Genomic DNA, 19,158 nt, shown 5'->3' on the forward strand with positions numbered 1-19,158 from the left:
TTAATGAAATATCTTAATCAATAAAGTTTTGTAGAGATATTTGCAGAAATCTCGGTCTGAATTTCTTCAGCTTTTTCTACATCCTTCACAGCCAATCCGGTACACAAAACATCAATTAAAAACAATTGGGCGATTTTCGATACTAACGACCCGCTATCCAGCGGATTTTCTTTCGCTGATCCGAGTAGAATATGATCTGCGTATTGACTCAAAGGTGATTTTAAGTAGTTCGTCAATACAATTATGGTGGCACCTTTTTCTTTTGCGATTTTAACAGAGTCGACGATATCCTTTGTACCACCTGAAATACTAATTGCGATGACCACACTATTTTCGTTCAAAGAAGACGCGAGCATCACTTGAAAATGTGGATCGATGACAGCTGTCGCTTGGCGCCCTATACGGATGAGCCGGCTTTGCATATCGAGACCTGCAATCCCTGAAGAACCTACTCCAAAGATGACAATATTACTTTTCTGTTTGATCACTTCTATCGTACGCTGCAGTTCATTTTCATCAACAAGTCCTGCGGAGTCTTCAACAGCCCTTACCATATTATTGCGGATTTTATCCAAATAAGTACCGTGCTCTGGCACAGTAGCATCTGCCGCCAACTCTTGTGCATAGGAATACTTGAAATCTTGGAATCCTTTAAACTTAAGCTTCCTGAAAAAACGAAGGACAGTTGCTTCTGCTACACCGCTTGCCTCACACAATTCCGTGAGAGATAGGTAGATTACATGGGGTTCATTTGCTGTTAAATACGTATAGATTTTATGCTCTGATTTGGTAAACTGCGGCTTATATTGCTCCATGAGCACCGAAGGTTTCATCCCTTTTAACGGTCCCGTTTGCATAGAAATCGTCCTCCGTCCTCTTAGTCATTCTGAATAGGATTGTTGTTCAAAAAGTGCCGTACCGCTCCCAACAGATTTGCGTCATTCCCTCTTTCCGCTAGAACAACAGATAACTCTTTTTTGTGATTCGGCATCAGCTTCGTCTCGAGAGACGTTTGAATCGCTTCTCGCAACAACTCGCCTTGCGCAGAAATCCCTCCACCAATCACTACTACTGAAGGATTCAAAATCAGTACGAGTGACGCTAATCCAGTTGTCAAATCATCAATCCATTTTTCAAATACGACGTTTGCTTCAGCATTTCCTAAACGAATCATTTCAAAAAATGCAGGTAGCTCCAACTCACCAAATTGTTGCTGTACAGCAACAGCTAACGCAGCACTGGAGGCATATCGCTCATAACACCCTGCTTGTGTACATGTACAAGGATTTCCTCCTGGATGCAAAATCATATGGCCGATTTCACCACCAGAGAAAGTTGCTCCTCTATATAAACTTCCGTTGATGAACAACGCACCACCGATTCCCGTTCCAAGCGTTACAGTCAAAAAGTCGCTGACGTTCCGGGCGGCACCTACCCATTGCTCACCAAGTGCTGTACAGTTTACATCGTTGTCCATCGTTGCCGGCACATTGAACTTCGCAGTCACTCGCTCGCACACATTCATCCCAGAATAGCCTGGAATCGTGTCTGTGGCATAGATAATCGTCCCATTCTCTGTATCTACTTGGCCCGCTGAACTAATCGCAATTCCACTCAGATTTTGTAGTGCTTGCATCTCTTCGCAAATCATCAGGATTTTTTCCATGAGATGCGAACCGCCTTTCTTCGCTTCTGTTGGATATGCTTTAGGATTCGTCAACTTTCCATATTCATCTGAAATTGCTGTTTTTATGGATGTTCCGCCAATATCGATCGCACCAATGTACATAGCGATTCCCCCTTATCTATTCCATTTACTATATCATTTGAAACGGTAAAGGACAGCACCTAGTCTACGGCGCTGTCCTTTCGTACGATTCTTATAGTTTTTACTTTTGATCGTAATAAGTAAGCCCTGCAGAACTATCCTCTGCCTTACTCTTTTCTTTGAATAGTAAGCTAAACAAGTAACCAAATACGAGAGATGATACTAGGTTAATAAGTGAATACGCCCATAGTGTCGTGTCTGTGAAATAAGAAACGTAGATCGCGATTAAGGACGTTACAATGAAACCTGCAATCGCTCCTTTTGTATTCGCACGTTTCGTCAACACACCAAGAGTGAACGTACCACCGATAATACCAAGTACAAGACCCATCAGACCATTGAACCACTCATATGCAGAACTAACGTTAGAGTATGCGAGAACGATTGCAAAGATGATTGACAGGACACCTACGATGATGCTGACAATCTTAGCGATTTTCGTTCCTTTTTCATCGGTCATATTTGGACGTAGAACCTTTTGGATATCCAACGTCCAACTGGTCGCGACACTGTTCAACCCTGTAGAGAGTGTGGATTGACCTGCCGCAAAGAGTCCTGCGATGAGTAATCCCGAGATCCCTGCTGGTAACTCAGTAACGATGAAGTTCGCAAAGATGAGATCTTTTGCACCTTCAGGCATATCACCGCCAGCTTGCTTATAAAACACATATAATGACGTTCCGATAAAGAAGAACAAAGTTGCGGTACCAAGAGAGAGTACACCATTCATGATGGTCATCTTGTTCATCTGTTTCAAATCTGTCGTAGTCAAATAACGTTGTACCATGTCTTGACTCGAAATGTACGAGAACAATGTTGATAATCCAGCACCAAGGAAGATGATGAACAAGCTATCATTGAAGATATTCGGGTCAAAGATCACTGCTTCACTAAAGAATTTGTTGTCTTGGACACCGACTTTCATAATCTCAGGGAAGCCGCCTTTAACAGAGAGAATAAGTACGATGAGTGCGAAAACCCCGCCACCTATCAGGACAATCCCTTGGATGAAATCTGTCCACAGAACGGACTTAATGCCACCAATTGATGAGTAAATTGTCGCAATGACACCCATGAATAGAATGATTGCCACAGTATGAATACCAGTAACGGCCGATAATGCGAGCGCTGGCAAGTACATGATGATCGACATACGTCCAACTTGGTAAATGATGAAAAGTGAACTTCCCATAATCCGTAAGCCTTTGCCAAATCGTCTTTCTAAATATTCATAGGCCGTATCGATGTTGAGATTCCGATACACCGGTAAGAAGAAGTAAATGGCTACTGGAACAGCGATGAACAGCCCAATTTGACCTGCCCAAAGTTGCCAGTTTCCAAGATATGAATTCCCAGCAAGTGATAAGAACGAAATTGGAGAGAGCAGTGTTGCGAAAAGACTTACAGACGTGACCCACCACGGGATACTGCCGTCTCCTTTAAAGAACTCTTTCCCTTTCATTTCCTTTTTTGCAACAGCAACTCCGATGTAAAGAATTAAGAGCAAGTACGCAACCAAAATAACATAGTCTATTACTGCAAACTTTCCATCCATCCCTTTTCCCCCTATCGTTTCTTTGTCTATAGGTAAGCGCTTACTTGTAGTTCAAAAGACTTCAGCAGAAGTCTTTCTTTCCTCACTTAGTTAAAAAAGTTGATGCAAGTTCTTGAGCTACTTTCACTTTTTCTGCCGAAAGCTGTTTCATCGGCTTGCGGCAAACTCCCGCTTCCACGCCTTGTGTTTTCAACATTTCTTTGATTGTCTGATAAAGACCGTTCGCTAAAATGCCTGAAATGAGATCATTTGTAACTTTTTGGATTTCTCGTGCTTCGTCAATTTTACCTTCTTGAGCAAGTTGGAAAATTGAACGTGCACGTGTACCATTCACGTTAAACGTACTACCAATAGCTCCATCCACGTTTAAAACTGCTGCAGATAATAACATTTCGTCAAATCCTGAATAGATGAGTTTTTCAGGATACGCATGGCGTAAGCGCTCGAGTAAATAGAAATCAGGCGCTGTGAATTTAACACCGATTATTTTCTCATTTTCAAACAACTCACCGAATTGCTCCAGACTCATATTGACACCTGTTAAAGCAGGAATCGAATAGATAATCATCGTATTATCGACGCTGTTAATAATTGTGTTGTAATAGTCTTTGATCTCTTCGAAATCGAATTTATAGTAGAAAGGTGTAACGGCAGATAAAGAATCATAACCAAGATCTGTCGCGAATTTAGCAAGTTCAACAGCTTCATCAATGTTAAGTGCACCAACTTGTGCAATGAGCTTCACTTGGTCCCCTGCTTCGTCTTTGACAATTTCGAAGATCCGTTTTTTGTTTTCAGTCGAGATCAAGAAGTTCTCCCCTGTACTTCCATTAACGTATAATCCGTCTACTTTAGAGACATCGATGTTATGACGTACTAACTGGCGTAATCCTTTTTCGTGAATGTTACCCTGCTCGTCAAATGCACACATTAGTGCTGTAAAAATACCTTTCATTACTAATCCGCTCCTCTGTTTTAAATGATTGGTGTGAGTTTCTTATTTGTGAAGAATAGCTGTTGCAAATTTTTCCGTGATATTCATAGGTCGTGTAATGGCGCTCCCTACAACAACTGCATGAGCACCATGTTCAATTGCCAACTTTGCCTTTTCAGGAGTATCAAAGTTTCCTTCTGCAATGACTGGCACGTTCACTTTTTCAACGAGTTGCTTCACAAGCTCTAATGGCTTCACGTCTTTTGAGTAAGGTGTGTACCCTGCTAATGTTGGAGCGACAATGTCTGCACCAGCTTCTACCGCAAGCAACCCTTCTTCCAGCGTCGAAACATCCGCCATAAAGAGTTGTTCCGGGAACGCCTCTTTCGCTTGTCTGAGTAGTTCTTCAAATGTTTGGTTTCCCGGTCTCATTCGATCGGTGCCGTCTAGTGCGATAATATCTACACCTTCTTCAGCTAGTGCAGATATTTCTTCGAACGTTGGAGTAATGAAGACCGCCTCGTCCGGATAGTCTTTTTTAATGATCCCGATAATGGGGAGATCAACTTCTTGTTTTATTGCTTGGATATCTTCTACGGAATTTGCACGGATGCCAACCGCTCCGCCCAGTTTTGCTGCTAGCGCCATTTTACTCATGATGAATGAGCTGTGTAACGGCTCATCCTCTAATGCCTGGCAAGAGACAATGAGGGAATGTTGTAATTGCTTCAGTAAATCTTGGCTGTTCATGGATAGTCTCCTTGCTGTTTGACGTTGAACGAGAAATAACTAGTAAGCGTTTTCAATCTATTGGCACTATATCATTTATGAAAGTTAACTGTCAAATATTCATAATTTATGATTATTAATCTGTCATTATGATGAAAGTATGATTTTCAGAGTGCTAGTTCCTGACCAAAACAAAAAAGCAACGACTCTACATGGAGTCATTGCAAGGGGATGTTTCTATTATTTCTTACGCGAGATAAGAATGCCTATTATTCCAGTAACAATCAGACCAATTGTAGCTGCCTTCCGATAACTGTTTGTAGATTTGAAAGTAACGTGATCAGGTGTAATTTCATACACTCCAACAGGTTTAACGGAGAAACTTCCTCCAGCACCTTCTCCTCCACCACTTTCTCCTCCGCCACCAATTGCATACTTCAACTTAGCGACTGGAATTACTTTGGTCAAACCGACTTCAACTGGTTCACCAAAAATAAGCGAGACATCTTTTTGAATACCAAATTTCTTGAAAACCACTTTTATCGACGTTTCTTCAAAGGGCTTCCCCAATTCGCCATGGCTGTCCTTTTCGTGATCATTCATCTGAACTCCCCCTCAATTCTATGCAGAGTTTTAGTACATTCCATTATACTAACTGGTACGAATGAAAATGATCTTTAGTTTCATCATGACGTCGTTTATTAATCATTTTTGACTAGTTGTTTAACCTTCTCGTATCCAATATGTAATCTCTTTTACCTGCATATGATGAAGTTTTCACTTATGGTTTGTGTGCGGAGTGATGTGGATTGCGCGGGGCAACTCTTTTTGCGCGCGGTACTGGACCGATTGCGCGCGCACGGGCGCCATTTCCGCGCGGTTGCTTCTTGTTTACGCGCGTTCTGATTTTTGCGCGCGGGGCAACTCTTTTTGCGCGCGGGACTGGGTAGATTGCGAGCGAACGGACATCATTTACGCGCGGTTGCATCTCGTTTACGCGCGTTCCGATTTTTGCGCGCGGGGCAACTCTTTTTGCGCGCGATTCTAGACCGATTGCGCGCGTACGAACATCGCTTCCGCGCGGTTGCTCCTTGTTTACGCGCGTTCTGATTTTCGCGCGCGGGCAACACTATTTGCGCGCGGTACTACACCGATTGCGCGCCCACCTACCTCACTTCCGCGCGGTTGCATCTCAATCACGCGCGTTCCAATTCATATATGCCCCTCAGTTTCCGGTCTGTTCTTCTTCATCTGGGGTTTGTAAATTGGTTGCAATATAGGTTTTACCCCATTCATACATCGCATCCAAAATTGGCATGAGTGTTCTTCCTTGTTCAGTTAGCGAGTACTCCACTTTTGGCGGTACGACTGGATAGACTTCGCGATGGACGATTAAATGGTCTTCAAGTTCGCGCAATTGGTTGACGAGCATACGTTGCGTAATTCCAGGCATCAAATTCTTTAATTCACCAAAGCGCTTTGTTCCTTCTCTTCCCAAATGCCAGAGGACTAACATTTTCCACTTGCCCCCGATAATCGATAGCGTTAATTCCTTTTCACAATTAAAATCTTTCTCACCTAATTTTGGCACGTTATCCCTCCTGAACCTTATAATCAACCATAGTATACTTTTCGACACTATGTATACTTTAATGTCGTAGTTTGAATTGTATCTGGTACACATTATAATGGAACTATCCCCGTTCGTAAATTCTATTGTTTGTACAAGGAATTCATGGAAACGAGGGGATTTCATTAATTAAAACAGAGGTGAAACGATGGTTAGAATCGGGTTAGTCGGCACGAACTGGATTACAGAAAGATTATTAGGTGGAGCGGCACATGTGGATGGACTAAACATCTCAGCTGTTTACTCTAGAACAAGTGAACGCGCAGAAGAGTTTGCAAGTAAACATGGAATTCCCCATCAGTTTACGAATCTTGAGGAAATGGCTAGTAGTGACAAAATTGACGCGGTGTACATCGCTACCCCAAACTCTTTTCACGCAGAACAAGCCATTCTTTTCTTAAAAAATGGCAAACATGTATTATGCGAGAAACCTCTCGCGGCCAATTCAAATGAAGTTCAACGGATGTTTGAAACTGCGAAGAAACATAACGTCCTCTTAATGGAGGCTATGAAGTCAACACTTCTTCCAAATTTCAAAGTGATCCAAGATAACCTTCATAAGCTTGGACCGATTCGAAAATACTTTGCAAGCTTCTGCCAATATTCATCCCGATATGATCAATATAAAAAAGGCATCGTATTAAATGCGTTCAATCCGAAATTTGCGAATGGTGCATTGATGGACCTAGGAGTCTACTGTTTATATCCTTTGATCACTCTGTTCGGTGAACCCCTTGAGGTCAAAGCGACGGGCACGCTCCTGGAATCCGGTGTAGATAGTTCAGGGAGTGTTACGTTGAAATACAAGGACAAAGATGCGGTGTTGATGTACTCCAAAGTTTCAAATTCTGCATTGCCATGGGAAATCCAAGGGGAAAAAGGCACGATGCTAATTACGAAAGTTTCTTCTCCTGAACACGTTGAAATCCAGTATAACGATGGTAGTGTCGAAGTGCTCACCGTACAGATGCCTTACCCATCTATGTACTACGAATTGCAAGAGTTTGTAGATTTGATAGAACAAGGAAAAACCGAATCACCCGTGAACACTTACTTCAATTCCCATACGACCATGAAAGTGGCGGATGCCATCCGGAAAGATATCGGTTTGGCATTCCCAAGTGATCTAAATTAACACAAACAAGGCTTGGACTATCTGTTCGTATAGTCCAAGCCTTGTCGTATGAATACTGACATTTATTTAATTTTTGTTGCGGGTTCTAGTACAAATTTTTCAAGTGCATGGAGCACTCCCTCATCATTGTTTGTCTTGGTAATGTAATCAGCGACACTTTTCAATGCCTCGACCCCATTTCCCATGACTACACCTAAACCGGCTGTCGTAATGAGTTCAAAATCATTATGGTTATCCCCGATTCCAATGATTTCAGACTGCTGGATTCCAAGTTGCTCGGCTAAGTAAAGCAATGCATTTCCTTTGTTCGCTTCAGGATTTGTGACTTCCAAGTAATGAGGTTTAGATTTCGCAATATGCGCATCTGAACCAAACACCCCATGCAGTTCAACTTGCAAGTGATCCAAATACATCGGTTCTCCAATGAACAAAACTTTCGAAAATCCCCTTTTTGCAAGACTGCCCAATTCATCGACAACTGTATAGGGCACGTTGCTTTCTCTTGCGTAGGCTTGAATGGCTTTATTATCTTCAGCTACGTAAACGATATCATCTTGGTACACTTGTACGTGTACTTGATGCTCCTGCGCAAACTCAATGAGCCTTTCTGAGATTTCAGGAGGTACTGGTCGTTCGAACCAAACCTTTGTCTCTTCAACATCTTTAATGACTGCACCTTGGTACGTAATAAGCGGGACATTCAAGTTCAGCTGTTTGGCAAACTTTTTTGCTGATGGAAACATACGGCCCGTTGCGAGTGTGACGACTACGCCATTTTCGATTGCCTGTTGAATCGCGTCGATTGTATTTGGCGTAATCTCCAATTGATCGGTCAACAGTGTTCCGTCGAGGTCGATTGCTACTAATTTATACATAAAGCTTCTCCTTTACTGCTTAACGAATCGCTCGGGTTGCCAGGTTTTTATTGGAGTCCTTCAAACAATAACACCCTTGCTGGTGACGCGTCCGTTCCGACTAATTTAAGAGGAGCTGCAACCATGAAGTATTCGCCCTGTTCCACTTCTTTCAAACGAAGTCCTTCGATGATAATGATGTCATTTGCAAATAATGTTTTGTGAGTGGGATGTCCTTCCTGGCTTCTTTCCACACCAAGTGCATCTATTCCAATTCCACGAATACCGATTTGTGCTAGATACTCTGCTCCGTCTGCTGCAAGAAAAACAAAGTCAAAGTCAAAGTCTTCTACAAAGGAGTTTTTGGTTTTCAATAAAACAAAATCGTTCTTCTGAAGGTTGAATCCTTCTAAGTCTGTTTTAGAAACTCCTGACTCGACATTTGTTACATCGATGACTTTACATTGTCCAACGAGATTCGTTAACGGAAGTGTTTCAAAGGTATCCCCTTCTACAACCATATGAAGAGGTGCGTCAATGTGGGTACCTGTGTGCACATCCAGTTCCAAGCGCGTTTCTGTCACATAGCCATTTGTCACCCGTTTTAATTCAGGCTGCTTTTCTGGCTTGTTTTTATAGACCGTCATTCCTTCGTAAATTGAACTTGTCACGTCGTACATTTTCATTATTATCAACCACCCATTCTGTAGTAGTTTCTATTCAATCTCTACCGTCATCCTTGCACATTCGACATCGCCCTGTCTAGAGGTAGCACCTTTTCGGATAAAAAAAGCCTGAGTCACCATAATAACTGGACTCAGGTTATGCAACGCTTCTATTCTAAATTCGCATGGCGTCCGTACATGATATCTGAGTGAGAGTCACTTTTCTCCATCACACTCAAAATGAGGGCGTCGTAAAACAACAGTAGCGCCTGTTCAAACAAGGATCCCATCGGTTGAATGGATTTCCCACTTGCGCTATCCGCCTTCGCTTGTGCAGGGATTTCGATTGTAAGATCCGCCAACTTTCCGATTGTTGAAACCGGATTAGTTGTGATGGACGCAATCGTCGCACCAATGTTTTTCGCTTTCTCTGTCATGGAGACTAAACTTCCTGTTTCGCCTGAACCAGAGCCTACAATGAAAAGGTCATCCGCTTCCAAGTTAGGCGTAACAGTTTCGCCTACCACGTATGCTTCAAGACCGATGTGCATCATACGCATCACAAATGCTTTGGCCATAAAACCAGAACGTCCTCCACCAGCCACAAAAATCTTTTTCGCATTAAGAATGGCGTCAACTAAGTTTTCAGCGTCAGCGTCTTTCATAAGCGACATAGTACGTTTCAGTTCATCCAGTATTTCCTGTGTGTAGGCAGTTGCGTTCATATTACACGAACGCGCCTTGTTGGATCATCTGTTTAATTTGTTGCGCTGCTGCTTTCTTATCTTCCTTGCCAGTGATTCCGCCACCGACAATAACGAGATCCGGTTGAGCTTTAATCACTTCTGGAAGAGTTTCTAGCTTAATCCCACCGGCAATTGCTGTCTTCGCATTTTTAACAACGCTTTTAATCGTACGGAGATCTGCAAATGAATCTTTTCCTTCTGCTTGGAGATCATATCCTGTGTGAACACAAATGTAATCTGCACCCAACTGATCAAGCTCAGCAGCACGCGTTTTGATATCTTTTACAGCAATCATATCGACTAAGATCTGCTTGCCAAGCTTTTTAGCTTCTTCAACAGCACCGCGAATTGAAGAGTCTTCTGCTTGAGCAAGAATGGTAACAATATCCGCTCCTGCTGCAGATGCGTTCCCTACTTCATATCCTGCTGCGTCCATGATTTTCACGTCTGCAAGAACGTCCAAGTTAGGAAATGCCGCTTTTACTTCTTTCACTGCAGCGAGTCCTTCCTTGTTAATGACTGGAGTTCCAATTTCGACGATATCGATAAATTCTCTAACTTCGTTGACGACCTCAATTGCTCCTGGGATGTCGACAAGGTCTAACGCTAATTGTAATTTCATATATTCATTCTCCTTTTATGTGTTTTTTCAGTGCTCACTCAGTGTAAATCCAGAGATATCTTTTGAGAAGTACGCACTTTAAAATCACATACTGACAAGGAGTATACTGTCGGATCGTATTTATGTAGATGGATTTCTTTCAACTTCATATAGAGGATCTAGTTTGGATTTGTATTTTAAAACTAAAATCATCGTCATTTTTCAAAAAGAAAGTTCGTGCAAGTTCGTGCAAAAACCTTCATTTTATAAACGTTTGCTTCTGTTCAGAGTGTTCAGCATTGTTCACAGTATACTTTTTTGTACTATATGTTTTAAAACTGCGTACTTACATTTCTCTCGCGGTACTCTTATACTAGGTACTGTTGTACTTTTAAATACCGGAATTACTATTCCACCCATTGGAGGGGAAACATATGCAATTCAATAATTTCTCTTCACAAACAGAGGAGCACTGTGAACGAAATACGCAAGGAATGACAGTTGTTTTGTTTGGCGCAACAGGTGATTTGGCCAAGCGAAAGTTATTCCCTGCATTATATAATTTGTATGTCGAAAACAAAATGCCAAAAGCTTTTTCGGTTATTGGTCTAGGTCGTACCCCTTACACCGATGATGTTTTTCAGACAAAGGTGGAACAATCACTACGGACATACTCAAGAGGAAACGTTGAAGAAGAAGGATTACAACAATTCCTATCCTCCTTCCGATACTGCACGTTTGACGCAACAGAAACATCGTCATATCAAAAGTTGAACGGACTTATTAAAAAACGTGAACTTGAATTGAACCTCCCGGAAAACCGGCTCTTCTATTTGTCTGTCGCTCCAAGTCTGATCGATATAATTTCGGCCAATCTCAAGACAAGTGGGCTGTGTCAAACATCAGGTTGGAAGCGTCTCATAGTAGAGAAACCATTCGGCAGCGATTTGGCAACCGCTCGCCAACTGAATGATAAGTTGTCAACAGCGTTTAGTGAAGACGAGATCTATAGAATCGACCATTACCTTGGCAAGCCGATGGTTCAAAGTTTGGAAACGTTGATCCTCGTCAATCCTGTATTGGATTCGTTATTCAATCACCAGCTTATTTCAAACGTTCAAATTACAGCGAGTGAAACCGTAGGCGTTGAGACACGAGCTCCTTATTACGACAAGGCGGGCGCGATCCGTGATATGGTCCAAAATCATATGTTACAGCTCGTGATGATGACGGCGCTGCACCTTCCGACAAAAGCACAACCTGAAGAAATCCGTACGAAAAAGATGGAAATCATGCAAGCACTTCGGCCAATCCAGCAAGACGATTTGCAAGACAATCTCATTCGTGCTCAATACGATAAAGGTGAGATTTCTGGGATCGACGTGCCTGCTTATCGCGAAGAACCTGGTGTCCCTCATTCTTCCATGAATGATACGTATATTGCTGCGCGCTTATTTATCGACAACGAGTTTTGGACAGGTATTCCTTTCTATATTCGAACCGGTAAACGATTGGATAAAAAATCCACACGCATCGTATTTGAATTCAAAGAACGTCCGTCAGATATAGAAAATTACCATCCTGAAGGTCTTGCTCCAAATCTGTTGATTCTTGAAATCAGTCCAAATGAAAGTATTTCGTTACAAGTGAACATGAAGGACCCTTCTACAAATCGATTTAAGCCTTCTACGATTACGTTCACCACGAATTCAAGTAATCAGCCAGAAGCTTACGAACTGCTTTTACATGACGCCATGCTTGGCAACGCAACGTTCTTTGCCAATTGGAAGGAAGTCGAGTTGTCTTGGCAATGGATTCAGCCTTTGCTGGAAGCATTTGAGGAAAATCGGTTACCATTAGTTCCTTATGCCGCTGGCTCCACAGGACCTAAAGAAGCAAAACAGTTACTTGCCAATGATCACGTTACGTGGTGGTAATTAGACCGCCTTTCACATAAAAGGAGATACAGTACATGTCAGTTACATTTGAATATACAAACGCAATGTCCTTCATGAAGAGTACGGAAATGGATAATTTCAGTGAATTTGTAAAGCAAGCACATAACCAAATCCACGGCCAACGTGGTCCTGGATCGGATTATCTTGGATGGGTGAATTGGCCCGTCAGTTACGACAAAGAAGAGTTCGAGCGGGTGAAAATGGCCGCTTCACGAATTCAACAGCAATCGGATGCCCTGATCGTTATCGGAATCGGTGGTTCGTATCTCGGATCGAAAGCTGCGATTGAAGCACTCTCCCATACATTCCATAACCAGATAGACGGCAATACGGAAGTGTATTTCGCAGGACAAAATATTAGTTCCATTTACATCGAACACCTTCTTCAAGTGTTGGATGGGAAAGATATTTCCATCAATGTCATTTCCAAGTCAGGGACAACGACTGAACCTGCCTTAGCTTTCCGCATTTTCCGTGAGTTCATGGAGAAAAAGTACGGAGAGGAAGAAGCACGTAAGAGAATTTACGTGACGACGGACAAAAACGAAGGCGCACTTCGTAAGCTTGCTACGGAAGAAGGCTACGAAACTTTCGTCATTCCTGAAGATATTGGAGGGCGTTATTCGGTACTTACACCAGTCGGACTTCTTCCAATCGCTGTTGCAGGTCTTGATATTGACCAAATGATTGCGGGTGCTGAAGCCGCTTTTCACAAATACAATGATCCGAACCTCGCGACAAACGGGAGTTATCAATATGCTGCGGTTCGAAATATATTCAACAGCAAAGGAAAATCCATTGAGCTATTAGTGACCTACGAACCTGGTCTACATTTTCTAGCTGAATGGTGGAAACAACTTTTCGGGGAAAGTGAAGGTAAAGACGTAAAAGGTCTCTTCCCTGCCTCGGTAAACTTCACGACGGACTTGCATTCTATGGGACAATACGTTCAAGAAGGACGTCGGTTGTTCATCGAAACAGCGTTGCAAATAAAGAAATCCCCCGTAGAGCGAACGATTCAAAATGACGTCAATAATATTGATGGATTGAATTTCTTAACAGGGAAAACGATGGACGAAGTGAACAAAAAGGCTGCACTCGGTACGACACTTGCACATATCGATGGAGATGTGCCGAATTTGCTAATTGAGTTAGATGAGTTGAATGAATATACATTTGGTGAGCTCGTCTATTTCTTTGAAAAAGCATGTGCTATCAGTGGGACGTTACTTGGTGTGAATCCGTTTGACCAACCGGGTGTTGAAGCGTATAAGAAGAACATGTTTGCGCTACTTGGTAAAGAAGGATTTGAAGATGAAAAGAAGCAACTAGAAGAACGGATAGCGGAGATCACAAACTACTAAAACCAGAACGGAGGATGGCTATGAGCAATCAGCAAATCGGTGTTATCGGACTTGGCGTCATGGGGTTGAACTTGGCCTTGAACATGGAGAGTAAAGGATTCCCTGTTGCAGTCTATGACTACTGGACAGACCGTACAGATGAGTTCATCGCAAATGAAGCTCAAGGAAAAAATATCATCGGGGCTTCCACTCTTGATGAGTTTGTTGGGTCCATTGCAACACCGCGCAAGATCTTGATGATGGTTAAAGCCGGAGAGACGACGGATTCGGTCATCCAATCACTCCTCCCTCACCTCGAGTCAGGCGATATTTTAATCGATGGAGGCAACACATTCTTTGAAGATACGAATCGACGTACAGCCGAGTTAAAAGCGTCTGGTATCCATTTCATTGGAACAGGAGTTTCAGGTGGCGAAGAAGGCGCGCGGTTCGGTCCTTCACTCATGCCAGGTGGACCTAAGGAAGCGTATGACCAAGTAAAACCGATTCTTGATGCCATTTCCGCGAAAGTGGATGGCACTCCATGTAGTGCCCATATGGGTCCTGAAGGGGCTGGACATTATGTGAAAATGGTCCATAACGGCATCGAATATGGCGATATGCAACTTATTTCAGAAGCGTACTTCATCATGAAACATGCTCTCGGTATGACACCTAAAGAATTGCATGACACATTTTCAGAGTGGAATACGGGTGAACTAAATAGTTACCTGATTGAGATCACTTCTGAGATTTTCGAGAAAATGGATGAAGAGACGGGTAACCCGCTACTCGATCAGATTTTAGATAAAGCCGGTCAAAAAGGAACGGGTAAGTGGACAAGTCAAAATGCATTGGATCTAGGAATCTCACTTCCAATCGTAACGGAGTCCGTCTTTGCACGGTTCATCTCTTCTATAAAAGAAGAGCGTGTCGCTGCGAGTCAATTACTGACAGGGCCAGAAGTAGAATCGTTTACAGGAGATCGTAAAGCGCTGATTGAAGCGATTCGTAAAGCATTGTATATGAGTAAGATTTGTTCGTATGCACAAGGATTTGCTCAAATGCGTGCCGCGTCTGAACAATACGGGTGGGACATTCCGTACGGCGAAGTTGCAATGATTTTCCGCGGAGGCTGCATTATCCGCGCTCAGTTCCTCCAAAACATTAAAGACGCATTCGATCACAATCCAGAGTTGCCGAACTTATTGGTAGACCCTTATTTCACGAAAATTGTTGGCGACTATCAGTCAGCACTTCGTGAAGTACTCGGCCTTGCGATTCAACAAGGTATTCCAACTCCTGCATTCTCTAGCGCTCTTGCTTATTATGATAGTTATCGGACAGCGACACTCCCAGCTAATTTAATCCAGGCACAGCGCGATTATTTTGGAGCACATACTTATGAACGTATTGACAAGGATGGATCATTCCATACGGATTGGTCGAAGAAATAACACGAACTATAGGTAAAACCCCGCTCATCGACTGGATGGCGGGGTTTTCATTTGCAAGGATAACTCGCTTATTTAACTTCATTCAACATGGAACCAATATCGGATGCTCCTGTAGGGTAAGCAAAAATCGTCTTCTTCATTTCTTCAAAAGTTAACTCTAGGCGAATAGCCGTGGAGAAATGATTAATGAGATCATCAGCATTGTCGCCTAAAAAATGCGCACCCAGAACGGTTCCTCTCTCAGCATTCGTAATGAGTTTGAATGCAGCGGCTTGTTCGTTCGTCCGTTTAAACGTAAACCAATCTGTTATTTCCTGGTACGTCACTTTGGTTTTTTGGTTAGATTTTTTAGCTTCCTCTTCTGTCATACCGACGGAAGCGATTTTCGGGACAGTGAACGCAACAGACGGCACAACTGGATAGACAATTGGCGTGTGGTTGCCATGAAGTAAGTTTTGGATGACTGCAGCTGAATCCTTTGAAGAAATGGGAGTAAGCGGTGGTGCTGATGTCTCAGCAGCGTCCCCGGCAGCGTATACATTAGGGTTGCTCACACTTTGCAGGTATTCATTGACCTGAACGCCACCCTTATCACCAAAATTAACATGTCCTTTTTCAGGATCGATATCGAGTGCAGGTGCACGCCCCAATCCATGGACAACTAAATCGCCTGTAAAGGTTTGCTTTTCACCGTCTCTTTCAGCCGTTACTGTAAACGTTTTTCCGTTCTTTTCTACAGACCTAACTCGCGTATTTAGGTGGATTTTAATGCCGACCTGTTCAGAACGTTTTACAAGAAGATCGACTAAATCTGGATCGAATTGTTCAAGAGGTCGTTCTCCACCATGGATGACTTCAACTTCCGCACCGACACGTGCAGCGAGATGCGCAAATTCCATTGAAATGTAGCCTCCACCTGCAAAGATGATTTTCTTCGGCAATTCTTCAAGGTCGAGGAAGTCATCGCTGTGAATCATTAAGTCCTCACCATCTAGTCCTAATTTTACTGGCTGTGCACCTGTTGCAATGACGATTTTATTCCCAGTAATCACATCATCGCCTACTCGGATTTGCGTATCGGATTCGAACTTCGCCTCTCCATGATAACCATCAATCCCGAGCTCCTTAAATTTCTTTTCGGTGTTTTCAGGAATCGGCTCCGTGAACGTTTTCTTAAACGCCATCAAGTCTTTCCAATCGATACGTGCATCTCCCGAGAGTCCTTTTCCTGCCATTCTCTCCTTCCAATCCATCCATTCCGCTGCGCCTACCAACACTTTTTTCGGGTCACACCCCCGTTGGGGACATGTACCACCATATGTACGTCTATCAATAATGGCAACAGTCCAACCGGCTTTTTTACAAGCTTGAGCAGTACTAGAACCTGCTGTTCCTGTACCGATTACAATCAAATCATAGTTTTTCTTCAAACTGGGTTTCCTCCTTTTCCTTGCATTCGTAAACAAAGGCTGTCCAGGCTACTTAGCCATCATATATTGAGGGCTGATATCCACCTTCAACCAAAAAGTTAACGTTACACAAGTGAGTGATACTACTTAATTTACCCAGGTTTAAGTGTTCTAACCTTATTTAATTATTAGTCTATGAAAGATGATTGACGCAATAAAAGCTGATTCCGCCTAATTGGCAGAACCAGCTTTTATAAACCATTCAATTCGATGGCTGTGCACGTCTTATTGTGTTTTCTTCAAGAAGAGAGACAGCACAACATTAATGACAGCCAGTACTAAACTGAACGTAAATACCATAGAAGTGCCCGCCGCTGTAGCTGCCATCATGGTTGCTCCCTCCGCTAAAGCTACTCCTTGTTTAGCAGTTAGGATTGAAATCATAATAGCAATTCAGACAGCTCCCGATACTTGCTGCGATGTTTGGGTAACAGCAATACCATCTGGATAGAGCCTTTTCGGCAATGCATTCAGCGTATTCGTCTGAACGGCTCCAATGGTCATCCCTACGCCAAGCATCATCACTATATGTGTAACAACCATCATCCACAAAGCGGTTTCTGTTCCATACTGTGTATAGAGGGCATATCCCACCACAACAAGCAGGGTTCCTGGTGTAATGATCGCCCGCGGACCAAACCGATCAAATAAGCGTCCAATCGGAGGAGCAAGAATACAATTCAGCAGGCTGCCTGGAAGCAAAACCAGTCCAGTTGCAAAGGCTGAAACGATGAGCGCTACTTGCATGTACATCGGTAAAACAACGAGCATGGAAAGCATACTGAAGAATGTAATGCTGTTCATTGTGAATCCCAACACAAATTGCGGATGTTTGAAAACGTGTAAGTTAAGCATAGGTGACTCAAGCTTCGTCTGTCGGACAACGAATAAGAAGAGCGCAATGAGTCCGAGGACGATTGTTCCAATTACCGGCATACTTCCCCATCCGTAATCACCACTACTACTAAATCCGTACACTAGCCCCCCGAAACCAAACGTAGACAGTATGACAGATAGACTGTCGATTCGGGTGTTCCGTACTTCATTTAAGTTCGGGATGAAGATGTACCCGAATAGTAAAGAGAATACTAAGAAGGGTAACGTAACCCCAAAAATCCAATGCCATGAGAGAGTGTCCAGAATCAGCCCTGCAACGGTCGGCCCGAGTGTGGGTCCAGCAAGAATTACAAGACCCATGATTCCCATGGCGCCCCCTCGTTCGTTCGGTGCATAAATCGTAAAAATCACATTTTGCGTTAACGGTAACACGATCGCAAGTCCCGCCGCCTGAATGACACGTGCGATGATCAGCACACTAAAGACAGGCGCCATTGCCGCAGTAATCGTTCCGATAATCGACAAGGTCAGAGATGCGATGAACAGCTGACGTGTCGTAAACTTCTGCATCAGATTCCCTGTAATCGGAACAAGAATTCCGAGCGTTAAGAAATAACCTGTAGCAAGCCATTGTATTGCGGTTGTACTAACTTGAAAAATGTGGCTGAGTTCGCCTAGCGCAATGTTTAAGGCAGTCTCACTGAACAACCCAACAAAACCCGCCGTGAACAATGCCAACATGATATATCCTCTTTTAATTTCTCGTTCCTTCATCATACTTTTTAAAACTCCTTCATCAATTCAGGTAATACGTTCGATATCGTTTGTAAAGGGATAGAAGAATTTTGTGCACGACACAAGAGTAGCCCGCCTTCTATGGATGCCGTTAAGAACAAAGATATTGAGGACGCCCGATCACTTGTAAAACCGTCTTCGACTAATTTTGCATAGAAAATAGACTGGATTTTTTCATATAGCGCTCTGCAAGCATCACGAGCGGGTTCACTAAGAAGAGACATCTCACTAACGATGCTACTAAACGTATAGCCGGCAATCGTTCCGTCTCGATCCAAATCCTTAATCATCTCACCAATAACTGCACGGACTGCAGCTTCTGTAGAAGTAGCTCTGTTAAATAGCGATTCAATATCCATAGTTAGCGTCTCGTTAAGCGATTGCAAACACGCGATGAGTAACTCTTCCTTACCTCCCGGAAAATGGTGATAAAGTGCTCCCTTTGTTATCCCGCATGCTTGCAGCAGTTCGTTCAGCCCTACAGCTTTGTAGCCTCTCTGCTGAAAAAGCTTTGTCGCCGTTTCAATCATCCGTGTTTTCGTGTCCATATTCCTCTTCCTTCCTCCAGCATACCAACCGGTCTGTTTTACTATAGCAGAACTTTCACAGATGGTGTAAGTGT

General features: G+C 43.0%; 18 protein-coding genes. 4 read left to right on the forward strand and 14 right to left on the reverse strand.

What is annotated here, in order from left to right; all coding sequences use genetic code 11:
- Positions 1-17 precede the first annotated feature (17 nt).
- From ACR65F_RS07875 to ACR65F_RS07905, 7 genes are all read right to left on the reverse strand, one after another.
- Positions 18-857: a MurR/RpiR family transcriptional regulator gene (locus tag ACR65F_RS07875; protein WP_440503945.1), complete on the reverse strand. Its 840-nt coding sequence runs from the start codon at positions 855-857 to the stop codon at positions 18-20.
- Between the two features lie 20 nt (positions 858-877).
- Positions 878-1,789: an ROK family protein gene (locus tag ACR65F_RS07880; protein ID WP_440503946.1), complete on the reverse strand. Its 912-nt coding sequence runs from the start codon at positions 1,787-1,789 to the stop codon at positions 878-880.
- A gap of 100 nt (positions 1,790-1,889) precedes the next feature.
- Complete coding sequence (locus ACR65F_RS07885; RefSeq protein WP_440503947.1) at positions 1,890-3,383, reverse strand: sodium:solute symporter family protein; 1,494 nt, start codon at positions 3,381-3,383, stop codon at positions 1,890-1,892.
- 82 nt (positions 3,384-3,465) lie between these two features.
- On the reverse strand, positions 3,466-4,338 hold the full coding sequence (locus ACR65F_RS07890) for an N-acetylneuraminate lyase (protein ID WP_039043593.1): 873 nt from the start codon (positions 4,336-4,338) through the stop codon (positions 3,466-3,468).
- 42 nt (positions 4,339-4,380) lie between these two features.
- Positions 4,381-5,067 (reverse strand): N-acetylmannosamine-6-phosphate 2-epimerase, encoded by a 687-nt coding sequence (locus ACR65F_RS07895; RefSeq protein ID WP_039043594.1) that lies wholly within the window; start codon positions 5,065-5,067, stop codon positions 4,381-4,383.
- A 219-nt stretch (positions 5,068-5,286) separates the two neighbouring features.
- On the reverse strand, positions 5,287-5,649 hold the full coding sequence (locus tag ACR65F_RS07900) for a hypothetical protein (RefSeq protein WP_052245934.1): 363 nt from the start codon (positions 5,647-5,649) through the stop codon (positions 5,287-5,289).
- Between the two features lie 622 nt (positions 5,650-6,271).
- Positions 6,272-6,637 carry a winged helix-turn-helix transcriptional regulator gene (locus ACR65F_RS07905; RefSeq protein ID WP_039043596.1) on the reverse strand — a complete coding sequence of 122 codons (366 nt, stop codon included), beginning with the start codon at positions 6,635-6,637 and terminating at the stop codon, positions 6,272-6,274.
- A 187-nt stretch (positions 6,638-6,824) separates the two neighbouring features.
- Here ACR65F_RS07905 and ACR65F_RS07910 point away from each other — a divergent pair, with 187 nt between their 5' ends.
- Positions 6,825-7,811: a Gfo/Idh/MocA family protein gene (locus ACR65F_RS07910; RefSeq protein ID WP_440503948.1), complete on the forward strand. Its 987-nt coding sequence runs from the start codon at positions 6,825-6,827 to the stop codon at positions 7,809-7,811.
- Positions 7,812-7,873: 62 nt separating this feature from the next.
- Here ACR65F_RS07910 and ACR65F_RS07915 read toward each other — a convergent pair whose 3' ends face one another.
- The 4 genes from ACR65F_RS07915 to hxlA form a co-directional block, all read right to left on the reverse strand.
- Entirely contained in the window at positions 7,874-8,686 is an 813-nt protein-coding gene (locus ACR65F_RS07915) for a Cof-type HAD-IIB family hydrolase (protein WP_440503949.1), read from the reverse strand.
- Between the two features lie 47 nt (positions 8,687-8,733).
- On the reverse strand, positions 8,734-9,351 hold the full coding sequence (locus ACR65F_RS07920) for a cyclase family protein (protein ID WP_440503950.1): 618 nt from the start codon (positions 9,349-9,351) through the stop codon (positions 8,734-8,736).
- 149 nt (positions 9,352-9,500) lie between these two features.
- Positions 9,501-10,055, reverse strand: coding sequence for a 6-phospho-3-hexuloisomerase (hxlB, locus tag ACR65F_RS07925; protein ID WP_440503951.1), 555 nt, complete (start codon positions 10,053-10,055; stop codon positions 9,501-9,503).
- A gap of 1 nt (position 10,056) precedes the next feature.
- Positions 10,057-10,698: a 3-hexulose-6-phosphate synthase gene (hxlA, locus tag ACR65F_RS07930; RefSeq protein ID WP_440503952.1), complete on the reverse strand. Its 642-nt coding sequence runs from the start codon at positions 10,696-10,698 to the stop codon at positions 10,057-10,059.
- Between the two features lie 413 nt (positions 10,699-11,111).
- Here hxlA and zwf point away from each other — a divergent pair, with 413 nt between their 5' ends.
- Genes zwf through gnd form a run of 3 tightly spaced genes read left to right on the forward strand, consistent with a single transcriptional unit; the run spans position 11,112 to position 15,435 of the window.
- Positions 11,112-12,614 (forward strand): glucose-6-phosphate dehydrogenase, encoded by a 1,503-nt coding sequence (gene zwf / locus ACR65F_RS07935; RefSeq protein ID WP_440503954.1) that lies wholly within the window; start codon positions 11,112-11,114, stop codon positions 12,612-12,614.
- A 35-nt stretch (positions 12,615-12,649) separates the two neighbouring features.
- On the forward strand, positions 12,650-13,999 hold the full coding sequence (locus ACR65F_RS07940) for a glucose-6-phosphate isomerase (RefSeq protein WP_440503955.1): 1,350 nt from the start codon (positions 12,650-12,652) through the stop codon (positions 13,997-13,999).
- A gap of 20 nt (positions 14,000-14,019) precedes the next feature.
- Positions 14,020-15,435 (forward strand): NADP-dependent phosphogluconate dehydrogenase, encoded by a 1,416-nt coding sequence (gene gnd, locus ACR65F_RS07945; RefSeq protein ID WP_440503956.1) that lies wholly within the window; start codon positions 14,020-14,022, stop codon positions 15,433-15,435.
- Positions 15,436-15,503: 68 nt separating this feature from the next.
- Here gnd and ACR65F_RS07950 read toward each other — a convergent pair whose 3' ends face one another.
- The 3 genes from ACR65F_RS07950 to ACR65F_RS07960 all read right to left on the reverse strand — a co-directional run bounded on the left by ACR65F_RS07950 (position 15,504) and on the right by ACR65F_RS07960 (position 19,084).
- Positions 15,504-16,865, reverse strand: a complete 1,362-nt coding sequence (locus ACR65F_RS07950; protein ID WP_440503957.1) for a dihydrolipoyl dehydrogenase family protein — start codon at positions 16,863-16,865, stop codon at positions 15,504-15,506.
- 432 nt (positions 16,866-17,297) lie between these two features.
- Positions 17,298-18,518: a DHA2 family efflux MFS transporter permease subunit gene (locus ACR65F_RS07955; protein WP_440503958.1), complete on the reverse strand. Its 1,221-nt coding sequence runs from the start codon at positions 18,516-18,518 to the stop codon at positions 17,298-17,300.
- Between the two features lie 5 nt (positions 18,519-18,523).
- Positions 18,524-19,084: a TetR/AcrR family transcriptional regulator gene (locus tag ACR65F_RS07960; RefSeq protein ID WP_039043612.1), complete on the reverse strand. Its 561-nt coding sequence runs from the start codon at positions 19,082-19,084 to the stop codon at positions 18,524-18,526.
- Between the last annotated feature and the right edge of the window lie 74 nt (positions 19,085-19,158).

The organism is Sporosarcina sp. SAFN-010, from assembly GCF_059415065.1.

What these genes read in the sequence shown, in the direction of transcription:
- ACR65F_RS07875 (WP_440503945.1), bottom strand. Translation starts at nt 857, where the DNA reads ATGCAAACGGGACCGTTAAAAGGGATGAAACCTTCGGTGCTCATGGAG.
- ACR65F_RS07880 (WP_440503946.1), bottom strand. Translation starts at nt 1,789, where the DNA reads ATGTACATTGGTGCGATCGATATTGGCGGAACATCCATAAAAACAGCA.
- ACR65F_RS07885 (WP_440503947.1), bottom strand. Translation starts at nt 3,383, where the DNA reads ATGGATGGAAAGTTTGCAGTAATAGACTATGTTATTTTGGTTGCGTAC.
- ACR65F_RS07890 (WP_039043593.1), bottom strand. Translation starts at nt 4,338, where the DNA reads ATGAAAGGTATTTTTACAGCACTAATGTGTGCATTTGACGAGCAGGGT.
- ACR65F_RS07895 (WP_039043594.1), bottom strand. Translation starts at nt 5,067, where the DNA reads ATGAACAGCCAAGATTTACTGAAGCAATTACAACATTCCCTCATTGTC.
- ACR65F_RS07900 (WP_052245934.1), bottom strand. Translation starts at nt 5,649, where the DNA reads ATGAATGATCACGAAAAGGACAGCCATGGCGAATTGGGGAAGCCCTTT.
- ACR65F_RS07910 (WP_440503948.1), top strand. Translation starts at nt 6,825, where the DNA reads ATGGTTAGAATCGGGTTAGTCGGCACGAACTGGATTACAGAAAGATTA.
- ACR65F_RS07915 (WP_440503949.1), bottom strand. Translation starts at nt 8,686, where the DNA reads ATGTATAAATTAGTAGCAATCGACCTCGACGGAACACTGTTGACCGAT.
- ACR65F_RS07920 (WP_440503950.1), bottom strand. Translation starts at nt 9,351, where the DNA reads ATGAAAATGTACGACGTGACAAGTTCAATTTACGAAGGAATGACGGTC.
- hxlB (WP_440503951.1), bottom strand. Translation starts at nt 10,055, where the DNA reads ATGAACGCAACTGCCTACACACAGGAAATACTGGATGAACTGAAACGT.
- hxlA (WP_440503952.1), bottom strand. Translation starts at nt 10,698, where the DNA reads ATGAAATTACAATTAGCGTTAGACCTTGTCGACATCCCAGGAGCAATT.
- zwf (WP_440503954.1), top strand. Translation starts at nt 11,112, where the DNA reads ATGCAATTCAATAATTTCTCTTCACAAACAGAGGAGCACTGTGAACGA.
- ACR65F_RS07940 (WP_440503955.1), top strand. Translation starts at nt 12,650, where the DNA reads ATGTCAGTTACATTTGAATATACAAACGCAATGTCCTTCATGAAGAGT.
- gnd (WP_440503956.1), top strand. Translation starts at nt 14,020, where the DNA reads ATGAGCAATCAGCAAATCGGTGTTATCGGACTTGGCGTCATGGGGTTG.
- ACR65F_RS07955 (WP_440503958.1), bottom strand. Translation starts at nt 18,518, where the DNA reads ATGATGAAGGAACGAGAAATTAAAAGAGGATATATCATGTTGGCATTG.
- ACR65F_RS07960 (WP_039043612.1), bottom strand. Translation starts at nt 19,084, where the DNA reads ATGGACACGAAAACACGGATGATTGAAACGGCGACAAAGCTTTTTCAG.